The organism is Erythrobacter sp. WG (assembly GCF_026586795.1).
In the GTDB taxonomy this organism is placed as follows: domain Bacteria; phylum Pseudomonadota; class Alphaproteobacteria; order Sphingomonadales; family Sphingomonadaceae; genus Erythrobacter.
On sequence record NZ_JAPFGY010000011.1, the window covers coordinates 80,472 to 102,849 of the forward strand.

25 protein-coding genes and 1 pseudogene are annotated in these 22,378 nt (G+C 68.3%); 9 read left to right on the plus strand and 17 right to left on the minus strand.

Annotated features, from left to right (window positions below):
* Positions 1–4: 4 nt before the first annotated feature.
* The 9 genes from OPU67_RS07685 to rpsU all read right to left on the minus strand — a co-directional run bounded on the left by OPU67_RS07685 (position 5) and on the right by rpsU (position 5,709).
* Complete coding sequence (locus tag OPU67_RS07685; RefSeq protein WP_267618887.1) at positions 5–415, minus strand: GFA family protein; 411 nt, start codon at positions 413–415, stop codon at positions 5–7.
* Entirely contained in the window at positions 415–1,911 is a 1,497-nt protein-coding gene (gatB, locus tag OPU67_RS07690; protein WP_267618888.1) for an Asp-tRNA(Asn)/Glu-tRNA(Gln) amidotransferase subunit GatB, read from the minus strand. The genes OPU67_RS07685 and gatB overlap by 1 nt, the downstream gene beginning before the upstream one ends.
* Positions 1,908–2,309 carry a type II toxin-antitoxin system VapC family toxin gene (locus tag OPU67_RS07695; RefSeq protein ID WP_267618890.1) on the minus strand — a complete coding sequence of 134 codons (402 nt, stop codon included), beginning with the start codon at positions 2,307–2,309 and terminating at the stop codon, positions 1,908–1,910. The genes gatB and OPU67_RS07695 overlap by 4 nt, the downstream gene beginning before the upstream one ends.
* Complete coding sequence (locus tag OPU67_RS07700; protein ID WP_267618892.1) at positions 2,306–2,581, minus strand: AbrB/MazE/SpoVT family DNA-binding domain-containing protein; 276 nt, start codon at positions 2,579–2,581, stop codon at positions 2,306–2,308. The genes OPU67_RS07695 and OPU67_RS07700 overlap by 4 nt, the downstream gene beginning before the upstream one ends.
* A gap of 54 nt (positions 2,582–2,635) precedes the next feature.
* Positions 2,636–2,803 (minus strand): glutamyl-tRNA amidotransferase, encoded by a 168-nt coding sequence (locus OPU67_RS07705; RefSeq protein WP_267618893.1) that lies wholly within the window; start codon positions 2,801–2,803, stop codon positions 2,636–2,638.
* Entirely contained in the window at positions 2,800–4,281 is a 1,482-nt protein-coding gene (gatA, locus tag OPU67_RS07710; RefSeq protein WP_267618896.1) for an Asp-tRNA(Asn)/Glu-tRNA(Gln) amidotransferase subunit GatA, read from the minus strand. Before gatA ends, OPU67_RS07705 begins: the two co-directional genes overlap by 4 nt.
* 148 nt (positions 4,282–4,429) lie before the next feature.
* Positions 4,430–4,732: an Asp-tRNA(Asn)/Glu-tRNA(Gln) amidotransferase subunit GatC gene (gene gatC / locus OPU67_RS07715; RefSeq protein WP_267618899.1), complete on the minus strand. Its 303-nt coding sequence runs from the start codon at positions 4,730–4,732 to the stop codon at positions 4,430–4,432.
* Between the two features lie 18 nt (positions 4,733–4,750).
* Positions 4,751–5,362 (minus strand): FKBP-type peptidyl-prolyl cis-trans isomerase, encoded by a 612-nt coding sequence (locus OPU67_RS07720; RefSeq protein ID WP_267618902.1) that lies wholly within the window; start codon positions 5,360–5,362, stop codon positions 4,751–4,753.
* Between the two features lie 140 nt (positions 5,363–5,502).
* Complete coding sequence (gene rpsU / locus OPU67_RS07725) at positions 5,503–5,709, minus strand: 30S ribosomal protein S21 (RefSeq protein WP_017664771.1); 207 nt, start codon at positions 5,707–5,709, stop codon at positions 5,503–5,505.
* 207 nt (positions 5,710–5,916) lie between these two features.
* On the opposite strand from rpsU, the gene crcB reads away from it, so the two are divergent.
* Genes crcB through OPU67_RS07755 form a run of 6 tightly spaced genes read left to right on the plus strand, consistent with a single transcriptional unit; the run spans position 5,917 to position 9,742 of the window.
* Complete coding sequence (gene crcB / locus OPU67_RS07730) at positions 5,917–6,333, plus strand: fluoride efflux transporter CrcB (RefSeq protein ID WP_267618909.1); 417 nt, start codon at positions 5,917–5,919, stop codon at positions 6,331–6,333.
* Positions 6,330–7,547 (plus strand): RluA family pseudouridine synthase, encoded by a 1,218-nt coding sequence (locus OPU67_RS07735; RefSeq protein WP_267618910.1) that lies wholly within the window; start codon positions 6,330–6,332, stop codon positions 7,545–7,547. The genes crcB and OPU67_RS07735 overlap by 4 nt, the downstream gene beginning before the upstream one ends.
* On the plus strand, positions 7,547–8,149 hold the full coding sequence (locus OPU67_RS07740; RefSeq protein ID WP_267618911.1) for an FMN-binding negative transcriptional regulator: 603 nt from the start codon (positions 7,547–7,549) through the stop codon (positions 8,147–8,149). The genes OPU67_RS07735 and OPU67_RS07740 overlap by 1 nt, the downstream gene beginning before the upstream one ends.
* Positions 8,146–8,808: an HAD-IA family hydrolase gene (locus OPU67_RS07745; protein WP_267618912.1), complete on the plus strand. Its 663-nt coding sequence runs from the start codon at positions 8,146–8,148 to the stop codon at positions 8,806–8,808. The genes OPU67_RS07740 and OPU67_RS07745 overlap by 4 nt, the downstream gene beginning before the upstream one ends.
* Positions 8,805–9,047, plus strand: a complete 243-nt coding sequence (locus OPU67_RS07750; protein WP_267618913.1) for a hypothetical protein — start codon at positions 8,805–8,807, stop codon at positions 9,045–9,047. Before OPU67_RS07745 ends, OPU67_RS07750 begins: the two co-directional genes overlap by 4 nt.
* Positions 9,047–9,742 carry an ATP12 family chaperone protein gene (locus OPU67_RS07755; RefSeq protein ID WP_420708979.1) on the plus strand — a complete coding sequence of 232 codons (696 nt, stop codon included), beginning with the start codon at positions 9,047–9,049 and terminating at the stop codon, positions 9,740–9,742. Before OPU67_RS07750 ends, OPU67_RS07755 begins: the two co-directional genes overlap by 1 nt.
* Positions 9,743–9,854: 112 nt before the next feature.
* On the opposite strand, the gene OPU67_RS07760 is transcribed toward OPU67_RS07755, so the two are convergent.
* Genes OPU67_RS07760 through OPU67_RS07775 form a run of 4 tightly spaced genes read right to left on the minus strand, consistent with a single transcriptional unit; the run spans position 9,855 to position 13,391 of the window.
* Positions 9,855–10,457: an ABC-type transport auxiliary lipoprotein family protein gene (locus tag OPU67_RS07760; RefSeq protein ID WP_267618949.1), complete on the minus strand. Its 603-nt coding sequence runs from the start codon at positions 10,455–10,457 to the stop codon at positions 9,855–9,857.
* Between the two features lie 2 nt (positions 10,458–10,459).
* On the minus strand, positions 10,460–11,407 hold the full coding sequence (locus tag OPU67_RS07765; protein ID WP_267618918.1) for an MlaD family protein: 948 nt from the start codon (positions 11,405–11,407) through the stop codon (positions 10,460–10,462).
* Between the two features lie 60 nt (positions 11,408–11,467).
* The gene (locus OPU67_RS07770) at positions 11,468–12,274 is read right to left on the minus strand and encodes an ABC transporter ATP-binding protein (protein ID WP_267618920.1); all 807 of its coding nucleotides are present in this window, start codon (positions 12,272–12,274) and stop codon (positions 11,468–11,470) included.
* A 4-nt stretch (positions 12,275–12,278) separates the two neighbouring features.
* A complete protein-coding gene (locus OPU67_RS07775) occupies positions 12,279–13,391 on the minus strand; it encodes an ABC transporter permease (protein ID WP_267618921.1) in 1,113 nt (370 codons plus the stop codon).
* Positions 13,392–13,502: 111 nt separating this feature from the next.
* Between OPU67_RS07775 and OPU67_RS07780 the strand changes: the two genes are divergently transcribed.
* The 3 genes from OPU67_RS07780 (at position 13,503) to OPU67_RS07790 (ending at position 17,915) form a co-directional block, all read left to right on the plus strand.
* Entirely contained in the window at positions 13,503–16,463 is a 2,961-nt protein-coding gene (locus tag OPU67_RS07780; protein ID WP_267618923.1) for a valine--tRNA ligase, read from the plus strand.
* A gap of 154 nt (positions 16,464–16,617) precedes the next feature.
* Entirely contained in the window at positions 16,618–17,352 is a 735-nt protein-coding gene (locus OPU67_RS07785) for a 7-carboxy-7-deazaguanine synthase QueE (RefSeq protein ID WP_267618926.1), read from the plus strand.
* 23 nt (positions 17,353–17,375) lie between these two features.
* Positions 17,376–17,915 (plus strand): hypothetical protein, encoded by a 540-nt coding sequence (locus tag OPU67_RS07790; protein ID WP_267618929.1) that lies wholly within the window; start codon positions 17,376–17,378, stop codon positions 17,913–17,915.
* Between the two features lies 1 nt (position 17,916).
* Here OPU67_RS07790 and OPU67_RS07795 read toward each other — a convergent pair whose 3' ends face one another.
* The 4 genes and pseudogenes from OPU67_RS07795 to OPU67_RS07810 all read right to left on the minus strand — a co-directional run.
* Complete coding sequence (locus OPU67_RS07795) at positions 17,917–19,614, minus strand: ATP-binding protein (RefSeq protein ID WP_267618930.1); 1,698 nt, start codon at positions 19,612–19,614, stop codon at positions 17,917–17,919.
* 101 nt (positions 19,615–19,715) lie between these two features.
* Complete coding sequence (locus tag OPU67_RS07800; RefSeq protein ID WP_267618932.1) at positions 19,716–20,480, minus strand: TIGR02186 family protein; 765 nt, start codon at positions 20,478–20,480, stop codon at positions 19,716–19,718.
* Positions 20,481–20,490: 10 nt separating this feature from the next.
* Positions 20,491–21,408: a sulfite exporter TauE/SafE family protein gene (locus OPU67_RS07805; protein ID WP_267618934.1), complete on the minus strand. Its 918-nt coding sequence runs from the start codon at positions 21,406–21,408 to the stop codon at positions 20,491–20,493.
* A gap of 148 nt (positions 21,409–21,556) precedes the next feature.
* A pseudogene (locus tag OPU67_RS07810) lies at positions 21,557–22,378 on the minus strand (hypothetical protein); the annotation flags it as partial.

Genomic DNA, 22,378 nt, shown 5'->3' on the forward strand with positions numbered 1-22,378 from the left:
GCGCTCAGCAGTCGGCGCCGATCACCCGGGCCTTGCGGTAGTAGCCGAAAGCGCCCTCGCCCGACCACGCCTTGCCGTCGGGGTAGCGGACCTCGACCCCGACGAGATCACCCTCGTCGGCAAGGCCCATGTTTACGCCGGCCATGACATCGCCGTGCTTCGCGATCGCCGCCGGCGTCATGCGGAAGTGGGTGGTCGCGCCGCAGGTCTGGCAGAAGTGCACGTCCACGCCCGGCTCGGGCTTGTCGCCGCGCCGATAGGTCGCGCTCGCGCCGGTGACGCTGACCTCGGCCGGATCGAAATAGCCCCACCGCGCCCCCGCCTTGCGGCACAGGTCGCAGTTGCAGGCATGGAGAAATGCAGGCTTGCCCGGCGTCGTCACCGCGATGCCGCCGCATAGGCAGGTGAGCGTCATCAGCCCAGCTTGTCCTTCAGGAGCTGGTTGACCACGCCCGGATTGCCCTTGCCCGCCATCGCCTTCATCACCTGGCCGACGAAGAAGCCGAACAGCTTGTCCTTGCCGGCGCGATATTCGGCGACCTTGTCGGGGTTGGCGGCGATCACCGCGTCGATGGCGGCCTCGATGGCGCCGGTGTCGGAAACCTGCTTGAGGCCCTCGGCTTCCGCGATCTCCTGCGGATCGCGGCCGGTCTTGAGGACGATCTCGAAGATCTCCTTGGCCTGCCCGCCGCTGATCTCGCCCTTGTCCTGCATGGCGAGGATGCTCGCCTGCGCGGATGCGGTGGCGTTGGCGGGGTCGGCCTCCTCGCCCAGCGCCTTCATCACGCCCGGCGCGACCGAGAGCGACCAGTTGGCGACCTGCGTCGCCACGGCGGGTTCATCCTTGCCGATGGCCTTGGCGGTCTCCGCCAGCAGCGTCTCGAAGCGGGCGAAGGTCTCGACCTCGGCGGTCAGCTCGCGCGCGTTGTAGGGGGTGAGGCCCAGCGCCTCGATGTAGCGGCGACGCTTGGCGTCGGGCAGTTCGGGCAGGCTGGCGCGGCATTCGGCGAGGAAGTCGTCCTCCAGCACCAGCGGCAGCAGGTCGGGATCGGGGAAGTAGCGGTAATCGTGCGCGTCTTCCTTGCTGCGCATCGTCCGCGTGGTGCCGGTGCCGGGGTCGAACAGGCGGGTTTCCTGCACCACCGTCCCGCCGCTCTCGAGCACGTCGACCTGGCGCATCGCCTCGTGCTCGATCGCCTGCATGACGAAGCGCACCGAGTTCACGTTCTTGGTCTCGGTGCGGGTGCCGAAGGGCTCACCGACCTTGCGCACGCTGACGTTGACGTCGGCGCGCATCGAGCCTTCTTCCATGTTCCCATCGCACGAGCCGACATAGCGCAGGATCGCCCGCAGCTTCCTCAAGTAAGCCCCTGCTTCGGCGGGCGAGCGCATATCGGGCTTGGAGACGATCTCCATCAGCGCCACGCCGCTGCGGTTCAAGTCGACGTAACTCATCGTCGGGTGCTGATCGTGCATCAGCTTGCCCGCATCCTGCTCCACGTGAATGCGCTCGATGCCGATCACCTTGTCCTCGGGGATGCCGGCCTTCTCGTCCGCCTCGATCAGCAGCGAGCCTTCGCCCACAAGCGGATGATAAAGCTGGCTGATCTGGTAGCCCTGCGGCAGGTCGGCGTAGAAGTAGTTCTTGCGGTCGAACCGGCTCCACGCATTGATCTGCGCCTCGATCGCCATGCCGGTGCGCACCGCCTGGCGGATGCACTCGCGGTTGGGCACGGGCAGCATCCCCGGCATCGCCGCATCGACGAGGCTCACCTGCGCATTGGGCTCCGCCCCGAAAGCGGTCGCGGCGCCGCTGAACAGCTTGGCGTTGGAGGTGACCTGCGCGTGGACTTCGAGGCCGATCACGACCTCCCACTCGCCGGTGGCACCCTGGATGCGGTAGTTGCTCATGCGATGTGTTCCAAAGGATCGATGATGGTGAGTTCGGGGAAATAGCTGGCAAAGCCCTTACGGTCGCGGGTGACGAGAGGCCAGCCCCTTGTCGCGGCCTGCGCGCCGATCAGGAAATCGGGGAGTATCGCGATGCGCGCCCCTCCGCGCCGACGGTATTCGGCAAAGGCTTGCCCGGCACGATGACATTCCAGGAGCGTCAATGGCTCCACGACAAGGTCGAGTGCCGCGATGCTCGTCTCGAGCAAGCCGGGCGAGACGAATCGCGCCGCAACCTCTGCATAGACAATTTCGTTCACGTGGACGCGCGGCCCGCGCACAGCGTCAATCGCACCGTAGAGTTCCGATTCCGGCGGTGCATCCAGCAGATCGAGGACGATGTTGCTGTCGAATATCAAACTTCGGGCCCGTCGCCGCGGATCCATCGCTGAAAGGTCAGCCCATCCATCCCCGGCATCGGGTCCTGTGCCTTGAACGCTGCCTGTGCTTCACGCACCCGCGCCAGCCGCGCTTCACGATCAGCATTGGCATCCGCGCGCAAAATCCGCACGATCCCGTCCTCGTCCATTTCGATCTGCACCTTCTGCCCCGGCTTCAGCCCGAGCAGGTCGCGCACGTCCTTGGGCACAGTGATCTGACCCTTGACCGTCATGGAGGTTTCGTAACGCATGGCAAAAGTATTACGTCGTGGAGGTAATACCGTCAAGCCGTCCCATGGCAGCGATCAATCCTCGCCGCGCGGTCGCTCATCCTCGATCGCCTTGCCATCCGGCCCGAAACGCATCTCGCCGTGATCGACGTTCTTCCTTACCCAATTGGCGAACATGAAGGTCAGCGGCACCGCCAGCATGATGCCGATCCCGGCGATCAGCAGCGGCGTGTCGGCGATCACCACCACTTCTCCGGCTTGGCAGTAAAGCCCGCGCGCTCTTGGATCGCGAGGCCTGCGTCGAGCACCCCCTGCTCGTCGAAGGGCTTGCCGACCAGCTGGAGGCCGAGCGGCAGGCCATCGGCGTTGACCGTGGCGGGCACGCTCATCGCGGGGAGGCCGGCGAGGCTGGCGGGGACCGCGAAAACGTCGTTCAGATACATCGTCAGCGGATCGTCGGTCATCGAGCCGAGCGGGAAGCTTGCCGTCGGCGTGGTGGGCGCGAGGATCACGTCGCATTCGGCGAAAGCGCGCTCGAAATCGCGGGCGACCAACGCACGGACCTTCTGGGCCTGGGTGTAATAGGCGTCGTAGAAGCCCGCCGAGAGCACATAGGTGCCGATCAGGATGCGGCGCTTGACCTCGTCTCCGAAACCGGCGGCCCGGGTCGCGGCATACATGTCCTGCAAGCCCACGCCGTCGGGCAGATCGCGCAACCCGTAGCGCACCCCGTCATAGCGCGCGAGGTTGCTCGAGGCCTCGGCCGGCGCGACGATGTAGTAGGCGGGCAGCGCATATTTGGTGTGCGGCAGCGAGACGTCGACGATCTCCGCGCCCGCGTCCTTCAGCCATGCCTTGCCCTGCTCCCACGAATCGAAGATCGCCTGATCGGTGCCCTCCATCCGGTATTCGCGCGGTATGCCGACCTTCTTGCCGCGCAGATCGGCGTTCAGCGCGGCCTCCCAATCGGGCACCTCCATCTGGAGCGAAGTCGAATCCTTCGGATCGAACCCCGCCATCGCGCCGAGCATGATCGCGCAGTCCTCGACCGAGCGGGCCATCGGCCCCGCCTGATCGAGGCTCGAGGCGAATGCGACGATGCCCCAGCGCGAGCAGCGGCCATAGGTCGGCTTGATGCCGCAGATGCCGGTGAAGGCGGCAGGCTGGCGGATCGAGCCGCCGGTGTCGGTGCCGGTCGCAGCAGGGGCGATGCGCGCGGCGACGGCGGCGGAAGAACCGCCCGAGGAACCGCCCGGCGACATGGCAGCGTTGCTCCCCGCCTTCTTCCACGGCGAGGTGACATTGCCGAAATAGGAGGTCTCGTTCGAGGAGCCCATCGCGAACTGGTCAAGGTTGAGCTTGCCCAGCATCCCCGCGCCCGCGTCCCACAGCTTCTGGCTGACGGTCGATTCGTAGCGGGGCGTGAAGCCCTCGAGGATGTGGCTCGCGGCGGTGGTCTGGACGCCGTGGGTGGCGAAGAGGTCCTTCATCCCGATCGGCACGCCCGCCATCTTGCCCAGCTGCCCGCCCGCAGCGCGCGCGGCGTCCACCTTGTCGGCGGCGGCGAGCGCATGGTCGGGGGTGGTGACGATGAAGGCGTTGAGGGTGGCGGCCTCGGCCACGGCGGCGTTGAAGGCTTCCGCCACTTCGCGCGCGGTGAAATCGCCCTTGGCGACACCGTCGCGGATGTCCTTGACGCCGAGAGAGGTAAGGTCGGTCATATCGTCTCCCCTCCCGCCTGCGGGAGGGGCCGGGGGTGGGCCAGACCGCAGACGGAGGTCTTGTTGTTCGTGCCCACCCCTAACCCCGATACCCGCCCCGGCGAAAGCCGGGGGCTGCGGGAGGGGGACAGGCGGGCAAAGCGCAAAATCACTCGATCACCTTCGGAACCCCGAAGAAGCCGTGCTCGGCCGCAGGCGCATTGGCGAGCACGTCCTCGCGCTTGCCGCCGCCCGTCAGCGGATCGGCATCGACCACATCCTCGCGCAGGCGCAGCGTGTTCGGGATCACCGCCGCCATCGGCTCGATCCCGGTTACGTCCACCTCGCCCAATTGCTCGACCCACTGGAGGATGCCGTTCAGTTCCGGGACCATCCGTTCGAGCGCCGCGTCGTCCATGCGGATGCGCGCGAGACTGGCGATCCTGACGACGGTTGCCTTGTCGACCGACATATGCGCCCCTCCTGTCGCCTACTGGACCTGCGGACCGGCGGCCGGCGCCTGCGCCTGGGGGGCCCCCTCGGCCGGAGCGCGCGGGGCGCCGCCCTGCTGCTGCTGTTGCTGCATCATCTGCTGGATGATCTGGAGGTTGCGCTCCACCGTCTCGCGGCTCTGGATGTCGACCACCTCGACCTCGAACTGGAGATCGGAATTGGGCGGGATCGGCGCGCCCGGCGGGGGCGTGGCGCCATAGGCGAGGTCGGCGGGGATGAAGATGCGGTACTTGCCGCCCTTCTGCGCATTCTTGAGGCCCTGGTAGAAGCCGGGGATCATCTGGCCTTCCTCATAGAGGAGCGGCTGGCCGTCCGGGAACAGGCCCTGCACCGGAAAGGGGCCCTTCTGCACGTCCTCGAACACCGTGCCATTGGCGGCGAGCGTGCCCTTGTAGCGGATGAAGATCACCTCGCCGGCCTTGGGGGTCGGCCCGGTGCCGGCCTGCAGCACGTCGACATCGAGCCCGCGCGGCACCGCCGCCCAGGCGAGCCCCGCGCCGACCAGCACCGCCAGGATCACCCCGAGCCACAGCTTGGTCAGCGAGCCCTTGGCGATGGGCTTGATGGGAACACGGGTGATCTCGGTCATGGTCTGGTCCTGCTGGGCCGCGCTGATCGGCGCGGCGCTATGACGCCAAAAGGGCGCGGGTTCGATGCCGCGCCCTGATGGCTGATCGGAAAGGGGGTTTCAAGCGGTTCCGGCTCCGGATCACCGCCCGAGCGACCGGATCACTTCGACCCGTCGCGCTCCATCCGCTTGCGCTCCATCTTGCGGGCGCGGCGCACGGCAGCGGCCTTTTCCCGGGCGCGCTTTTCCGACGGCTTCTCGTAGTGGCGGCGCAGCTTCATCTCGCGATAAACGCCTTCGCGCTGCAGCTTCTTCTTGAGCGCGCGCAGGGCCTGATCGACATTGTTATCGCGAACCATGATTTGCATAAACGACGACTACCTCATTTCCGGATCACAGAGCCCCGGGGTGCGAATTGGCGGGGGTGCGCGGGTGTATTGAAACGGGATTCGGGCGATTCCCACAGGGGAGCCGCCCTCGAAACCGCGCCCCGATAGTCCAACACCGCCCGAAAGGCAAGCCGCCAGCGTCGCGGTGCGCTAGCCACGCGGGGCGAGCCTCGCTATGGGCGGCGGATGGCCGGTGAAATCTCCCCTCTCGTCGCAAGCCTCAACGTCGCCGTCGGCGGGGCGGTGGGATCGATGCTGCGCTATCATGTCGGGCGTGCGGTGGCGGGGCTCGCCGGGGCGGGGAACGCCTTCCCCTGGGGCACGCTCGCGGTCAACATCCTCGGCAGCCTCGCGATGGGCGCGCTCGTCGGCTGGTTCGCGCGCGGCACCCTCGCCGAGGAAGCGGCGGAGAGCGCGCGGCTGCTGATCGGCGTCGGTCTGCTCGGCGGCTTCACCACCTTCAGCGCCTTTTCCGCCGAGCTCGTCACCATGGTCCACCGCGGGCAGGGCACGCTCGCCGCAGGCTACGCCGCTGCCTCGCTGGTCGCGGGCATGGCCGCGGTGATCATCGGCCTCGTCGCCGCGCAGGGGACCGGCGCATGACCCTTCGACAAGCTCAGGGCGATCGGGACGAGGTCCGCCAGTTCACGGTCGGCGAAGACGACGACGGCGTGCGCCTCGACCGCTGGTTCAAGCGCAACCTGCCGCAGGTCGGCTTCGCCACGGTCTCGCGCTGGGCGCGCACCGGGCAGGTCCGCGTCGACGGCAAGCGCGCGAGACCTGAGGATCGCCTCGCGGCCGGGCAGGTGCTGCGCGTGCCGCCGGGCGGTGACGAACCGCCGCGCGAAGCGGCGAAGCCGCGAGCGCGCCCCCTTACCCCCGAACAGATCGCCGAAGCCAAAGGCATGGTGATCCGCGAGACGCCGACCGCGATCGTGCTCAACAAGCCCCCGGGCCTTGCCACGCAGGGCGGGAGCAAGACGACCAAGCACGTCGACGGGCTGCTCGATGCTTTCGTGGAAGGCAACGCGCCCCGCCCGCGCCTCGTCCACCGGCTCGACAAGGACACATCGGGCGTGCTGCTGATCGCCCGCACGCCGGGCAGCGCCGCGAGCTTCTCCAAGCGGTTCGCCAGCCGCAGCGCACGGAAAGTCTACTGGGCGCTGGTGGTCGGCAACCCGCAGCTTTCCGAAGGCGTGATCGACGCCCCTCTCGCCAAGCAGCCGGGCACCGGCGGCGAGAAGATGCATATCGACGAGGAAAACGGGGCAGCGGCCAAGACCCGCTACCGCGTGGTCGACCGGGCGGGCCAGCGCGCCGCGTGGGTCGAACTCGAGCCGCTCACCGGGCGCACCCACCAGCTGCGCGTCCACATGGCGGCGATCGGCCACCCGATCGTGGGCGACGGCAAGTATGGCGGGCAGGACGCCTTCCTCACCGGCGCGGTGAGCCGCAAGATGCACCTCCACGCCCGCCGCCTGATCATCACCGAACCCAAGGCCGGGGAAGGTTCCGGCGGCAAGCTGGATGTGACCGCCGAACTCCCGCCGCACTTCGCGCAGAGCATGGAGGTGCTGGGCTTCGATCCCGGGATGTCCGACGCCTCCCCCTTGCGCGAGGAGGTCCCCGAGAAGACGCCCGAAGAGAAGAAGCAGGCCGCCCGCCGCCACTTCAAGCAGGCGCGGAAGGAAACCCGCGCCCCCCGCCGTGCGCGCGGGGCGGCCAAGCCGCAGGGCAAGCCCAAGGCGAAGGGCAAGGCGCCGGCGAAGGGCAAGCCCCAAGGGAGAACGGGCGGCAAGCCGGGGGCGAAACGCTGATGCACCCCAACCCGCTCTACCGCACCGATGACCGGGCGCTGATGGAATCGCTCGTCGAGGAAATCGGCTTCGGCATGGTCTTCGCCCAGACCCTCGACGGCCCGCGCGTCGCGCACACGCCGTTGATCTCGACCGGCGACGGCGCGGTGCAGTTCCACCTCGCGCGCGGCAATGCCTTGTCGCGCCATCTCGCCGCCGGAGCCGCAGCGCTGATCGTCGTCAACGGCCCGGACGCCTATGTCAGCCCCCGCTGGTACGCCAACCGGGACACGGTGCCGACCTGGGACTACGTCGCCCTCGAACTCGAGGGCCGGGTGCGGCGCATGGCCGACGAGGGGCTCGAAGCCTTCCTCCATGCCGCGATCGAAAAGCACGAGGGCCGCCTCGAAGGCACGCCGTGGCGGGCGGAGGAATCCTCGGCGAAGGTCTGGTCCGGACTGTTCAGAGGCATCGTCGGCTTCGAGATGGAGGTGCTCGCCTGGCGGCCCACCCTCAAGCTCTCGCAGAACAAGACGCCCGAGGAACGCTCGGCGATCGCCGCCGGGCTCGAGGCCGCCGGCCATGCCGCCCTTGCGCACCTCGTCCGGAACATCGCCGCATGACCCGTCTCGCGGTGTTCGACTGCGACGGGACGCTGGTCGATGGGCAGGCGGACGTGTGCTGGGCGATGGAGCGCGCCTTCACCCGCGCGGGGCTCCCCGCCCCCGACAATCACGAGGTGCGCCGCATCGTCGGCCTGAGCCTCCCCGCGGCGGTGCGCGCCCTCGCGCCGCAGCTCACCGAGGCGCAGAACCGCGACGTCACAGAGTTTTACCGCTCGTCCTTCCGCGCGCGGCGCGAGGAGGGGCTGCTCGACGAACCGCTCTACCCCGGCATCGCCGCGCTGCTGCGCGACCTCCACGCCGCCGGCTGGAGCCTCGCGGTCGCCACCGGCAAGTCCGACCGGGGCCTCGCCGCCTGCCTTGCGACCCACGGGATCGCCGACCTGTTCGTCTCGCTCCAGACCGCCGACCGCCACCCGTCCAAGCCGCACCCGGCGATGCTTGAGGCCGCGCTGTTCGAGGCCGGCGCTCAGCGCGACCAAACGGTGATGATCGGCGACACCAGCTTCGACATGGTGATGGCGCGCAGCATCGGGGTCGCCGCCATCGGGGTCGGCTGGGGCTACCACGGCGCGGCAGAGCTGCTGGCGAGCGGGGCGCGGCAGGTAGCCGAGGACACCCCCGCCCTTGCCGCCGCACTCGCCGAGGTGCTGCCGTGACCGCGCGCCGAGACCGCGCAGCGGACGAGGCGCGCGCGCGCACCGGATGGCTGGTCATCAGTGCGGCGCGCTTTTCGGGCATCGCGATGATCGTGGCGGGCTTTGCGGTGGTGCGCGGGCTCATCGACCTGCCCTATGCGGCCGGCGTGGTGCTGGCCGTGGCGGGCTTCCTCGACTTCTTCTTCGTGCCGCGCCTCGTCGCCCGCAGCTTCAGGACCGAGGAAAGCCGCAAGCAATGATCCGGCGCTTCTACAAAGAGGTCACGCTCGCCGCGCAGCCCGGCGGCGGCTGGCAGGTGCTGCTCGACGGGCGCGGCGTGAAGACCGTCGGCGGCGCGCCGCAGGTGGTGCCGACCGCAGCACTGGGCGAAGCGCTGGCGGCGGAGTGGCGCGATCAGGGCGAGACGATCGACCCAAGGAGCCTCCCCTTGCGCGACATGGCCGACTACGCGATCGACATCCTTGCCCCGGACCCCGAAGGCGCAGCCGAGGGGCTCCTCGCCTATGCCGAGACCGACACGCTGTGCTACCGCGCTGATCCCGACGAGCCGCTCCACGCCCGCCAGCAGGCGGTGTGGGAGCCGATCCTCGCGCGGTTCGAGCAGGCGCACGCCATCACGCTCACGCGGGTCAGCGGCGTGCTGCACCGCCCCCAGCCGCCCGCAAGCCTTGCGGTGCTGGAGGCGCGGCTGAAGGCGCTCGATCCCTTCGCGCTCGCCGGGGTGGATGCGATGACCAAGCTTGCCGCTTCGCTGGTCATCGGGCTCGCCGCGCTCGATGCCGAAGAACCGCTCGCCCTGTGGCAGGCGGCGAGCCTCGAGGAGGAATGGCAGGCCGAGCTGTGGGGCCGGGACGAGGAAGCGGAGGAACGCCGCGCGCGGCGCGAGGCGGATTTCCTGCGCGCCTCAGCCTTCGCGCGGATGGCGAGGGCCTGACGTTCAATCCGGTCGGTGCCGAGCTTGTCGAAGCCCTGCCTTCCCTGCACTCGGCGCTCTTGCCGCGAAGAGAGCGGCAGCCCTTCGATACACTCAGGTCGAACGGCAATCGCTAGCCTTGCGCCACCCACGCAGCGACCTCGGCCGCGACCCGGTTCGCCGCCGTGTTGAGGCCTGCGCCGACCGCCCGCGCCTCGGCCGGGATGCCGCTCTCGCGTGCTTCGAAGCGGCGGGTGGTGACCTTGCCGTCCTTGTCGGTGCGCACCGCGTCGAAGCGCACCAGCACCGAAGAAGAAGGCGCGTCATAGCCCATGTCGATCAGCGTGCCGCGCAAGGCCGTGTCGGCAAGCGTCGCGGTCGTATCGCCATCCACCACCATCGCAGCCCCGCCGGCGCGGATCGTCTCGCCCAGCAGGCGGCGGAACAGGCGCGCGGGCTTTTCCACCCAGTAGGCCTCTTGGAGATAGGCGATCTCGGTGGCGCTGACGGCAACCGGCACGCGCAGCACGTCGAGCTTGGCGGGAGCGTCGAAGTTGAGCACCGCGATCACCGGCTGCGCGGTGCCGCTTGCCGCGCCCGCCCCGACCGGCGCGGTGCTCGCCGGGCTCAGGGTCAGCAGGCTCTCGGGCGGCGTGCCGCCGAGGCTGATGCAGCCGGGCAGCGCCAGCAGCAGCGGCAGGGCGAGAAGAGCGGGCCGTTTCATCGCGGTGGTCATCCTCACGGCTTGTAATCCGGCAGCGACTTGCCGCCCACCAGGGCGCGCGCGCCCTCGCTTTCGAGCTTTTCGGTGATCGCGCGCAGGGAGCGGGTGGTGGCGCGCAGATCCTCGAGCGTCGCCTCCGCGTTGGGCAGCGTGCTCGTGCGCAGCTGGCGCACCGCCGGGCGGCTGTCCTCGAGCGTTGCCGAGAGCGAGGCGAGCGCGGCGTTGGCGCTGCGCAATGTGCCGCGCAATTCGGCCGCGAGCGGCTGGCCTTCTTTGTCAAGCACCCCGTTGGTGGTGACTGCCACCTTCTCGACCGCGTCGAGCGTCTGGTTGAGCTCGGCGAGCGTCGTGCGGAAGTCCTTGAGGCTGGCGTTCAATTCGGGCGTCGTGTCCGCAAGTCCCGCAGTCAGGCGGTTGGTGTTGCGCAGGATCCCGGCGATCTCCTCCTGGTTTTCAGGGCCGAGGATCACGTTCAGCTGCTCCGTCAGCGTCGCCAGCCGTTCGAGCAGCAGCGGGGCGTTGGCGACGATCTCGCCGAAGCCGCCGCGCCCCGGCGGGATCACCGGGCGCCCTTCGGGGCAGGCGGTGGTCTGACAGGTGATCGGCGGATTGTCCTTGCGCGCCCCGTCGAGCAGGATCGTCGAGACCCCGGTGAAGCTCGCCTGGATGGTCGCCACGGTGCCGACCAGGATCGGCACGTCGGGCTTGACGCTGATCCGCACGCGGACAAATTCGGGATTGTTCTTGGCGAGCGCGATCTCGGTCACCTGGCCGACCGGCACCCCGGCAAAGGTCACCTGGCTGCCGTTGTTGAGGCCCGAGACCGACTGGTTGTAGAAGATGTCGTATTCCTCGACATCGCCCTGCCCGAGCCGCGCGAGCCAGACGATGAACGCCGCCAGCGCCGCCAGCAGCACCAGCGTCACCGCGCCCACCCACAGATGATTGGCCCTCGTTTCCATGGCGCTCCTATGCGGCCCGGCGGGCGCGCTTGTCCAACATTATCCGGGGCATCACGCCGCTCACGCCTCACCCCTCATGTGCGCCTTGTGCGCGGTGCGGCCGCGCGGGCCGTTGAAGTAATCCTCGATCCACGGGTGCCCGGTGGCGATCAGTTCGGGAATGGTGCCAACCGCGATGATCTTCTTGTCGGCGATCACCGCCACCCTGTCGCAGATCTCGTAGAGCGTATCGAGATCATGGGTTATGAGAAACACCGTGAGCCCCAGCGTCTCCTGCAATTCGCGCGTCAGGCGGTCGAACTTGGCCGCGCCGATGGGATCGAGCCCGGCGGTCGGCTCGTCGAGAAACAGCAGTTCCGGATCGAGCGCCAGCGCGCGGGCCAGGCCGGCGCGCTTCTTCATGCCGCCCGACAGCTCGGAAGGGTATTTCTGCACCGCGCTTTCCGGCAGGCCGGTGAGCATCACCTTGTAGCGCGCGATCTCGGCCCTGAGGCCTGGGTCGAGCTCGGGGTGAAACTGCTTGATCGGCACCTCCACGTTCTCACCCACCGACAGGGTCGAAAACAGCGCGCCGCCCTGGAACAGCACGCCCCAGCGCTCGCGCACAACGAGATCGGTCTCCGCGCCTTCGCCGCACAGGTTGCGGCCCAGCACGGTGATGCGCCCCGCTTCGGGCTGCTGGAGCCCGATGATCGAGCGCATCAGCACCGACTTGCCGGTGCCCGATCCGCCGACGACGCCGAGAATCTCGCCCCTCCTGACGGTAAGGTCGAGGCCTTCGTGGACCGCGAAATCATCGAACCGGTTGACGAGCCCCTCGACCACGATCGCCGGGGTATCGTCATCGGGATTGGCCTTCATCCGCATGGCGTCATTCCCAGCCCACCTCGGTAAAGAACACCGCAAAGAAGGCGTCGAGCACGATCACCGCGAAAATCGCCGAGACCACCGCCATGGTGGTGCGCCTGCCGACCTCCTCGGAATTGCTCCGCACCTGGAGGCCATTGTAGCACCCTGCCAGTGCAACGATCAGGCCGAACACCGGTGCCTTGATGAGGCCCACCCACAGGTCGTGGATCGGCACCACCTCCTGAATGCGCAGCAGGAAGGTGACGAACGGGATGCCGAGCCCGAACTGGCCGACCACCGCCCCGCCGACGATCGCCACGACCGAGGCGTAGAAGCCGAGGAGGATCATCATGAAGGTCGCCGCGAGGATGCGCGGGATCACCAGCACCTCGATGGGCGAGATGCCGATGGTGCGCATCGCGTCGATCTCCTCGGTCAGCTTCATCGTCCCCAATTGCGCGGCAAAGGCGCTGCCCGATCGGCCTGCGACCATGATCGCGGTCATCAGCACGCCCAGTTCGCGCAGGGTGATGCGCCCGACGAGGTTGACGGTCAGCGCCTCGGCCCCGAACTGCTCGAGCTGGACCGAGCCCTGCTGGGCGATGACGATGCCGATCAGGAAGCTCATCAGCCCGATGATCGGCAGGGCGGAGACGCCGACCAGCTCCATCTGGTGGACCAGCGCCTTCAAGGGAAAGCGGCTCGGATGGCGCAGCAGGTTGGCCGCGCCGATCAGGATCTGCCCGAGAAAGCCGATCACCCCGTAGACGCCGCTGCGCGCATTGAAGACGTGCTCGCCGAGCTTGTAGGGGACGCGCTCCCACACCGGCAGGCGATGGGGGTGGTTGTCGCCGATCGTCTCGAGATCGCGGACCGCGGCGAGCAGGCGCTCGGCCTCGGGGCTCGCCCCGGCGATGTCGCTGCCATGCGCGCTCGCGAAGCGGCACACGACATAGGCGCCGACCGTGTCGATCTCCTCGACCTCGGCAAGGTCGATCACCGCCACGGGCCCTTCCATCGCGCGCAGCTCGCGTTCGAGCGGGCCGATACGGGCGAGCGTGAGTTCGCCGGACAGCACCAGCCGGGCGCCGCCGGCGCCGTCGTCGATGAGCGAATGTTGCGCGGCGCTTTGCATCCCGCCTGGGGCTATGGGGAGTTTCCGCGCCCCCCGCAAGGCTTGGCGGGCCCGCGCGGCGCCCTTCCCCGATTGCATCGCACCATCGGTGCTGGCATGGCGCGGGCCATCATGCCCGACGCACAAGACACCACCCTGCCCACCACCTTCGACCCCGCCGCCATCGAGGCGCGCTGGTATCGGCATTGGGAAACGCAGGGCCTGTTCCGCCCCGAGCGGCCTGATGCCGAGGCCTTCACCATCGTCAACCCGCCGCCGAACGTCACCGGCTCGCTGCACATCGGCCACGCGCTCGACAACACGCTGCAGGACGTGGTGATCCGCTACGAGCGGCTGCGCGGCAAGGACGCCTTGTGGGTGGTCGGCACCGACCATGCCGGGATCGCGACGCAGATGGTGGTCGAGCGCCAGATGGAGGCGCGGCAGGACAAGCGCACCAACTATTCGCGCGAGGAATTCGTCGCGAAGGTGTGGGAGTGGAAGGCCGAAAGCGGCGGCACGATCACCAACCAGCTCAGGCGCCTCGGCTGCTCGATGGACTGGTCCAGAGAGCAGTTCACGATGGACCCGCACTTCACGAAGGCCGTCATCAAGACCTTCGTCGACCTCTATAACGACGGCCTCATCTACCGTGACAAGCGGCTGGTGAACTGGGACCCGAAGCTCAAGACCGCGATCAGCGATCTCGAGGTCGAGACGCAGACGATTGCGGGGAGCTTCTGGCATTTCAAATATCCGCTCGCGGATGGCGCGCGGCTCGACGACGGGCGCGATTATCTCGAAGTTGCCACCACCCGTCCCGAGACGATGCTGGCCGACATGGCGGTGGCGGTGAACCCAGCGGACGAGCGCTACGCGAGCGTCGTCGGCAAGCACGTGATCCTGCCGCTGACCGGTCGCCGCATTCCCGTGGTCGCCGACGAGCACGCCGATCCCGAACTCGGCTCGGGCTGCGTCAAGATCACCCCGGGGCACGACTTCAACGACTTCGAGGTCGGCAAGCGCGCTGGCTTTGCCGCGGGCGAGATGCTCAATATGCTCGATGCCGAGGCGAACGTCTGCCAGACAGCGGACGGGCTAGTGCCGGAGGAATTCCTCGGCCTCCACCGCTTTCGCCGCGACGGCGTCGACGGCGCGCGTGAGCTGGTGGTCGCGCGGATGAAGGAGCTTGGGCTGCTCATCCCGCACATCACCAAGGACAAGGACGGCAACGACGTCGAACACGACGCCGAACCGCGCCAGATCGCCACCCCCTTCGGGGACCGCGGCGGGGTGGTGATCGAGCCGTGGCTGACCGACCAGTGGTATGTGAACGCCGCGGAACTGGCGAAGAAGCCGATCGCAGCCGTGCGCTCGGGCGACATCCAGATCGTGCCCAAGACCTGGGAGAAGACCTTCTTCAACTGGATGGAGAATATCCAACCGTGGTGTGTGTCCCGGCAATTGTGGTGGGGGCACCGGATTCCGGCTTGGTTTGGGCCTATCATCAAAGATGATGGGTTGTCTTACAACATGAGCGATAGCTCAAAAAACAAGGTTTTTGTCGCTCTCAGCTCGGAAGATTGCCTCGCTCAGGCGCGCGAATTTTATGGTCGCCATGCAGAAACGAAAGAGATCGTTTTTACCGAAAACCCGTGGGCCAATCTTCGTCAAATCGCTGATTATGTTAATGATGGCAAGGAGCCGTCAAAGATCTTCTTGAGGCAAGACCCCGACGTGCTCGACACATGGTTCTCCTCCGCGCTGTGGCCCTTCGCCACGCTGGGGTGGCCGGACACTCCGTTCGTGTCGAGCGAAGTCGAGACACCTCAGCCCGGCCTCTCGACTTCGCTCGAGGCGAACGGACAAGGGAACCTCCTCCAAAAACACTTCCCCAACAGCCTCCTCATCTCCGGCTTCGACATCCTGTTCTTCTGGGATGCCCGCATGATGATGATGGGCTTTTACAACATGGGGCAGAAGCCCTGGGACAGGCTCTATCTCCACGGCCTCGTGCGCGCGGCGGACGGGGCGAAGATGTCGAAGTCCAAAGGCAATGTCGTCGATCCGCTCGGCCTCATCGACCAGTACGGCGCCGATGCGCTGCGCTTCTTCATGGCGGCGATGGAGAGCCAGGGCCGCGACATCAAGATGGATGAAAAGCGGGTCGAGGGATACCGCAACTTCGCGACCAAGCTGTGGAACGCGGCGCGGTTCTGCCAGTCGAACGGCATCGGCGCTTCGGACACGATCAAGGCGCCCGCAGCCCGCCTCGCCGCCAACCAGTGGATCATCGGCGAAGTGCAGGCCTGCGTCTCGGAAATCGAAAAGGCGATGGCCGACCTGCGCTTCGACGCGGCGGCGAACGCGATCTACCAGTTCACGTGGTCGAAGTTCTGCGACTGGTATCTGGAGCTGATCAAGCCGGTCTTCGCCGGGGACACCGACAGCCCGCCGGCGCAAGAAACCCGCACCGTCGCCGGCTGGGCGCTCGACCAGATCCTCGTCATGCTCCACCCCTTCATGCCCTTCATCACCGAAGAGCTGTGGCACAAGCTGGGTGAGCGGCCTTACGAGCTGATCGTCGCCCAATGGCCCGCGCCCGAAGCGGAAGTCAGCAAGGAGGCGACCGACGCGATCGACTGGGTGATCGACCTCACCACCAACACCCGCAGCGCGAAAAACGAGCTCGGCATCGCGCCCGGCGCGAAGCTGGCGGCGTGGCTGGCCTCACCCTCTGACGTCGCGGCGCGCACCATCGAACGCTCCAGCGCCGCGATCGAGCGCCTCGCGCGGCTCACCCCGGTGACCATCGGCGAGGCCCCCGCTGGCCCCGCGATGCAGGTGACCGCGGGCGAGGACGTGTTCGTCATCCCGCTCGAAGGCATCGTCGACATCGCAGCCGAAAAGGCCCGGCTCGAAAAGGCGCTCGCGACCAGCAGCAAGGAAGCCAAAAGCCTCGAAGGCCGCCTTGCCAACCCCGCCTTCGCCGAGAAGGCCAAGCCCGAAGCCGTCGAAAAGGCCCGCGCCGATCTCGCCCACCACACGGGTGAGGTCGAGCGGCTAACGGCAGCATTGGCGCGGCTGGGGTGATGGCGATCCTCCCCGAACCGGGGAGGGGGACCGCGCCGCGCAGCGGCGGGGTGGAGGGGCGCGCGCCCCGTTCCGCTTGCGCGCCCGTCCGGATCGCGCGCGCCTGCCCCTCCACCATGCTGCGCATGGTCCCCCTCCCCCGGTGGGGGAGGATATGAACCTCACACTCGCCACCGACGACACCGGCGGGCCGGAAATCTTCGCCTCGCTCCAGGGCGAGGGGCCGAGCATGGGGGTGCCGGTCGCCTTCGTGCGGCTGTCGCGCTGCAACCTTGCCTGCCAGTGGTGCGACACGGCCTACACCTGGCGGTTCGAGGGCGACAACCGGCCCCACCGGGACGGGATCGCGTTCGACCGCAAGGCGAACCAGGTGACGCTCTCGCCCGAGGAAACCGCCGCGCGGATCGCCGCGCTGGGCCAGAAACGCCTTGTCATCACCGGGGGAGAGCCGCTGCTTCAGGCGGGCGCGCTCGCCGAGATGCTCGAGCACCTGCCCGACATGACGGTCGAGATCGAGACCAACGGCACCGTCGCCCCGCCGGTGCGGCTCGATATCCGGGTCGACCAGTACAATGTCAGCCCCAAGCTTGCGCACTCGGGCAACCCTGCCGGCCTTGCGCTGATCCCCGAACGCCTTGACGCCTGGGCCACCGAACCGCGCGCCTTCCTGAAGTTCGTGATCGCCGCGCCGGAGGATGTAGACGAGGTGCTCGCCCTCCACCGCCGCTACCGCTTCCGCCCCGAACGCGTGTTCCTGATGGCCGAGGGCACCGACAGCGCGACCCTGCGCGCGCGGCAGGCGTGGCTCAGCGCGCTATGCCTCGAACACGGCTTCAGGATGAGCGACCGGATGCATATCCACCTGTATGGGGATACACGGGGGACCTGAGGGGCGCGAACAAGGGGGGTATGATGATCAAGACACGATGGGCGACGCTTGGCGCGGCTGGCGCACTGGCGATGGCGCTCGGCGGATGCGGCGGCGCGGCTCCTGGCGACACGGCCGAAGCGGTCGCGGCGGAGACGCCGCCAGCCGCGACGAGCCCCGCGACGGGCGACGAGGCGGCGGCGCGTGCCTTCGTCGACACGCTGTTCGCCGCCTATGCCAACGATGGGGAGCCGAACCTCTTCCTCGCGCCGAACGAAAGCTTCGAGCCCGAACTCGCCGCCGCCATCACCGCGCTGAACGAGCGCACCGAGAAGACCGGCATGATCGAAGCCTCGCAGGATGCCGACCCGATCTGCGCCTGCCAGGACTATGGCGAGGTCTCGCACGCCATCGACAGCATCACCTTCGACGGCAACAGGGCCAAGGCGGTGGTGACCTTCACCAATTTCGGCACATCGCAGAAGCGCACGCTCGATCTCATCGCGGTGCCCGGCGGATGGCGCATCTTCGATATCGACGGCAGCTACCGCAAGGCGGTGTTCGACGATGTGAAGCAGCCCTGACCTAGCCCTGACTCCGCCAGCGCATCACCACGCGCTCGACCAGCTCTTCCTCGCCGCCGTCGCGGCTCCACAGCTCGGAGAAGCTCGGGTCTTCGGAGGCCGGACGCTTGTGTTCTTCGAGCGCGTCGAAGGTCACGCGGATCGGGATCGCGACGCCCTCGCCGCAGATGATGCATTCGCGGTTTCTGAGCGCGGGGATCGAATCGAGGAAGCCGCGCGCCCCTTCGGGCATGGCGGCCTTGACGAAGGCCTGGTCGCGGTCGTTGTTGAGGCGCATCGAGATGATCGTGCCGCACTGCGAAAGCACGCCTTCGGCAAGGTCGGAAGGGCGCTGGGTGATGAGGCCGAGGCTGATGCCGTATTTGCGGCCTTCCTTGGCGATGCGCGAGAGGATCTTGCCCACCGAGGAACCGTCGGCGTTCTTCTCGTTGGGCACGTAGCGGTGCGCTTCCTCGCACACCAGCAGCACGGGGCGCGTCTTCTCGTCGCGGCCCCAGATCGCGAAGTCGAAGACGAGGCGCGAGAGGACCGCGACCACCGTCGAGGTGATGTCGGACGGCACGCCCGAGACGTCGATGATCGAGATCGGCTTGCCGTGGCCGGGCATCCGAAAGATCTTGCCGATGAATTCGACCATCGTGTCGCCCACCAGCATGCCTGAGAACATGAACTGGTAGCGCGGATCGGCCTTCAGCTCGTCGAGCTTCTGCTTGATGCGCATATAAGGCGCGCTCGAGGTCGCCTTGTCGAGGCGGCCCATCTCGTCCTGGAGGATCGCGCCGAAGTCGCTCAGCAGATAGGGGATCGGGCTGTCGACCGTGATCTTGCCCATCGTCTGCGCCAGCCGGTTCTTGCTGCGCGCGGCGAGCAGGCACTTGGCGAGGATGTCGCTGTCGGTCTGCCGCTCGTTCCCGCTCGAGGACAGCAGCACCTCGCAATGTTCCTCGAAGTTCATCAGCCAGTAGGGCATCTGGAGGTTCGAGACGTCAAGGATCTGCCCGGTCTGGCGGAAGGCGGCGGAATATTCCCCGTGCGGGTCGATCATCACGATGTGACCCTTGGGTGCGGCTTCGCAGATGCGGTGCAGGATCAGCGCGGCGCTGGTCGACTTGCCGGTGCCGGTCGAGCCGAGCAGGGCGAAGTGCTTGCCGAGCATCGCGTCGATATAGAGCCCGGCGCGGATGTCCTTGGTCGGGAAGACCTTGCCGATGGTGATGCTGGCGCGGCCGTCGCTGGCGTAGATCTGTTCGAGGTCCTTGGTCGTCGCCGGGTAGATCAGCGCGCCGGGGATCGGATAGCGGGTGACGCCGCGCTTGAAACCGTGGATGCGGCCCGTCAGCTTCTCCTCGCCGCCCTCGCCCAAAAAGTCGATATGGGCGATGATCCCGCCATCGGTGCGGCGGTCCTTGCGCTGGTCGCGCACGTTGGCGAGCAGCCAGGCATCGCCGACGCGGATCTTGATCTGGCTGCCGACCTGACCGGTCATGGCGATCGAGGGATCGGCATCGGCCATGCATTCGGTAATGCGCTGCATATCGAGCGCGATCTGCGAGCCCGAGCCGGAGATTTCCAGCACCACGCCGATCGGCAGGCGGGCATTGTCCTGCGGTCCGCGCGCGTAGGCGGCGGTCGCTTCATCGGCGGTCGCGGGCCCCGGCCCGGTGAAGCGTTCGAAATTCTGCCCGTAACTTTCGCTCATCTGCGCCCTTCCTCGCGCGCCCCCTGCTGGCCTTCGCGGCTGTAGCCGGGACGAAGTTAAGATGGGGTCAACGCTGCGCTTTCCTGCGAAGTAATGCAGGTTCAACCGCGCGCGAAAAGCCGACCGGCGAGCCAGCCCATGCCCAGCGACAGGGCGATCGCGCCGAGGCCGTAGAAGAATGCGAAGCGCTGCGAGGCGGTCACCACCTGGCCCTCGAGCCCGGCCTTCACCACCTCGATCCGCGCCGTCGCGCTCGCCACCACCCGGCCGCGGGCGATGGCGAAGGTTTCCGCGGTGTAGCGCCCGGTGGTGACGTTGGAGGGCAGGTCGATGCGCGCCTGATAGAGCACCTTCTCGCTGATCCGGACCCCGCCGGGGTTCTCCTGATACAGGCCCTGCTTGCGCCGCAGCTCGACAAGGCCGCGGGCGAAGCGGGCCTGCTCTTCCGGGTCGATCGTGCCCGAGGGCGAAAGCTGGATGAACTCGGTGCCGAGCTCGTATATCGCCGCGGTGCGCTCGTCGACGATGTCGCCGATGGGGCGCGAGGAGGCGACCGCGAAGAACGAGGGCGCGGAGCGGAAGTCGCTGTCCTGCGCGTTCATCCAGATGCCGGCGATGCGCGCCTTCTCGCGGATGCGGACCGGCTCGGTCGGGCCCTTGAGCACCACGACGATGTCATAGTCGCCAGAGCCGCCCGCGCCTTCCGGGTCGATCACCGCGCCATAGAGGAGCAGCCGCGCGCCGGTGAAGCCCTGGCGCACCTCGATCAGCGACTGGCTGACCTCGGGGACCAACACCGGCTCGCGCTGGGCGGTGAGCGCGGCCCAGGCGACCAGCACCACCACGAGACGCGCGGCGAGGCTCACGCCGCGCCCCTCACAGGCGCTCCACGGTGTAGATCTCGTCCGGCGCGACGCCGAGGCCGTAGAGCATCCTGAGGGCAATCAGCAGCACCAGCGTGGCGAGCGCGAGGCGCAGGTATTCGGGCCTGGCCTTCATCGCGATCTGCGTGCCGAACTGCGCGCCCAGCACCGATCCCAGCAGCAGCAGGCCTGCCAGCACAAGATCGACCGCGCGGGTGGTCAGCGCGTGGGTCATGGTCGTCACCATGGTCACGAACAGGATCTGGTAGAGCGAGGTGCCGACCACGACGTTGCCGCTCATGCCGAGGATGTAGAGCATCGCCGGCACCAGCAGGAAGCCGCCGCCCACGCCCAGCAGCATGGTCAGCACCCCCACCCCCATCCCCAGCAGCAGCGGGGCGAGCGGGGAGATGTAGAGGCCCGAGGCATAGAACCGCCAGCGATAGGGCAGGCTGGCGACGAGCGGGTGGTGGCGGCGCTTCTTCACGCGGGGCCCGGCCTTGCCGAGCAGGCCCGGGCGCAGCGCCTCGATCGCCTCGCGCATCATCAGCGACCCGATTGAGCCGAGCATCAGCACGTAGAGCACCGAGATCACGACATCGATCTGCCCGGCGCGCTGGAGCAGGCTGAACAGCCCCGCCCCGATCAGCGCGCCGACCATGCCGCCCGCGACCATCACCCCGCCCATCCGGTAGTCGACCCCCTTGCGCCGCGAATGGGCGAGCACGCCCGACACGCTCGCGCCGGTCACCTGCGTCGCCGCCGAGGCGGCTGCGACCGTCGGCGGGATGCCGTAGAAGATCAGCAGCGGCGTCGTCAGGAAGCCGCCGCCGACCCCGAACAGGCCGGACAGGATGCCGGTCAGCCCGCCGAGCAGGACGATGTAAAGCCCGTTGACCGAGAGATTCGCGATGGGCAGGTACACGTCCATGCCGCGGACGCTAGCCGAGGCGCCGGAAGGATTGAAGCCGCGAGCGCTACTTGTTCGCCGATCGCGCGGGCGCGCGATGCAAACGTCGTGTTTGCGTGCCTCCTGGGGTGGCGCAGACCGCCCGCCCCGCGGTTCGCGCCGGCGAACCCTAAAAGCCCGCCGCGATCGTCGCCGCCACGCCCGATCCGGGTGCGGCATCGCCCGCGACCCGCTGGCGCCAGTCGACCGAGACGCGGGCGGGCACCCGGCCCAGCCGGAAGTCGAGCCGCGCCGTCGGCCCGACATCGAGCCGCTGCGCGCCCTTCTGTGCCCCGCCCCACGCGCCCGCGCCGAGGCTTAGGCCGACAGCATCGTTGCTGAAGCGGCGCGTGAAGCCCAGCTCGCGGGTGAGGGTCGCCTGCCCGTCGGCGAACCAGGTGTTGAAGCTGCCGCCCACCCAGCCTGCCTGCCCATAAGCATCGAGCCGGGTGCCGAGCGGCAGGGCGACCGGCGCGATCTCGGTGACGGCATAGGCCGCCGGGCGAAGCTCGCCCTTGCCGCTCGCCGGGGCGGTGTAGCGGCCTTCGGCGAACAGCCGCAGCGGCACGCGCGGCAGCGGGCGCAGCGAGGCGCCGAACGCGGCCTCGCTTTCCCCGCCCGCGATCAGCGCGCGGTAGCCGCGCAGGTGCAGCCGGGGCGCGTGTCCGCCCAGCATCCCGAGCCGGTAATGCAGGATCGCGCCCATCTGGCTCGCCCCGTAGATCGGCACCCGCCCTTGCGAGACCGGCGCCCCGGTCTCCGATCCTTGGCGCCAGAAGGCCCAGGCATCGGCCGACCAGCGCCGGGGCCGTGCGCCTTCGCGGACCGGCTGCGCAGCCGGGAGGTAGGGCGGCGACTGCGCTGCCTCGGCAAGGAGCGTGGGCAGCTCGGCGCCGCGCGCGGGGCCGGGCGGCGGGCCGGGCAGGGGCGGGATGCCGGGCAGGTGCAGCGC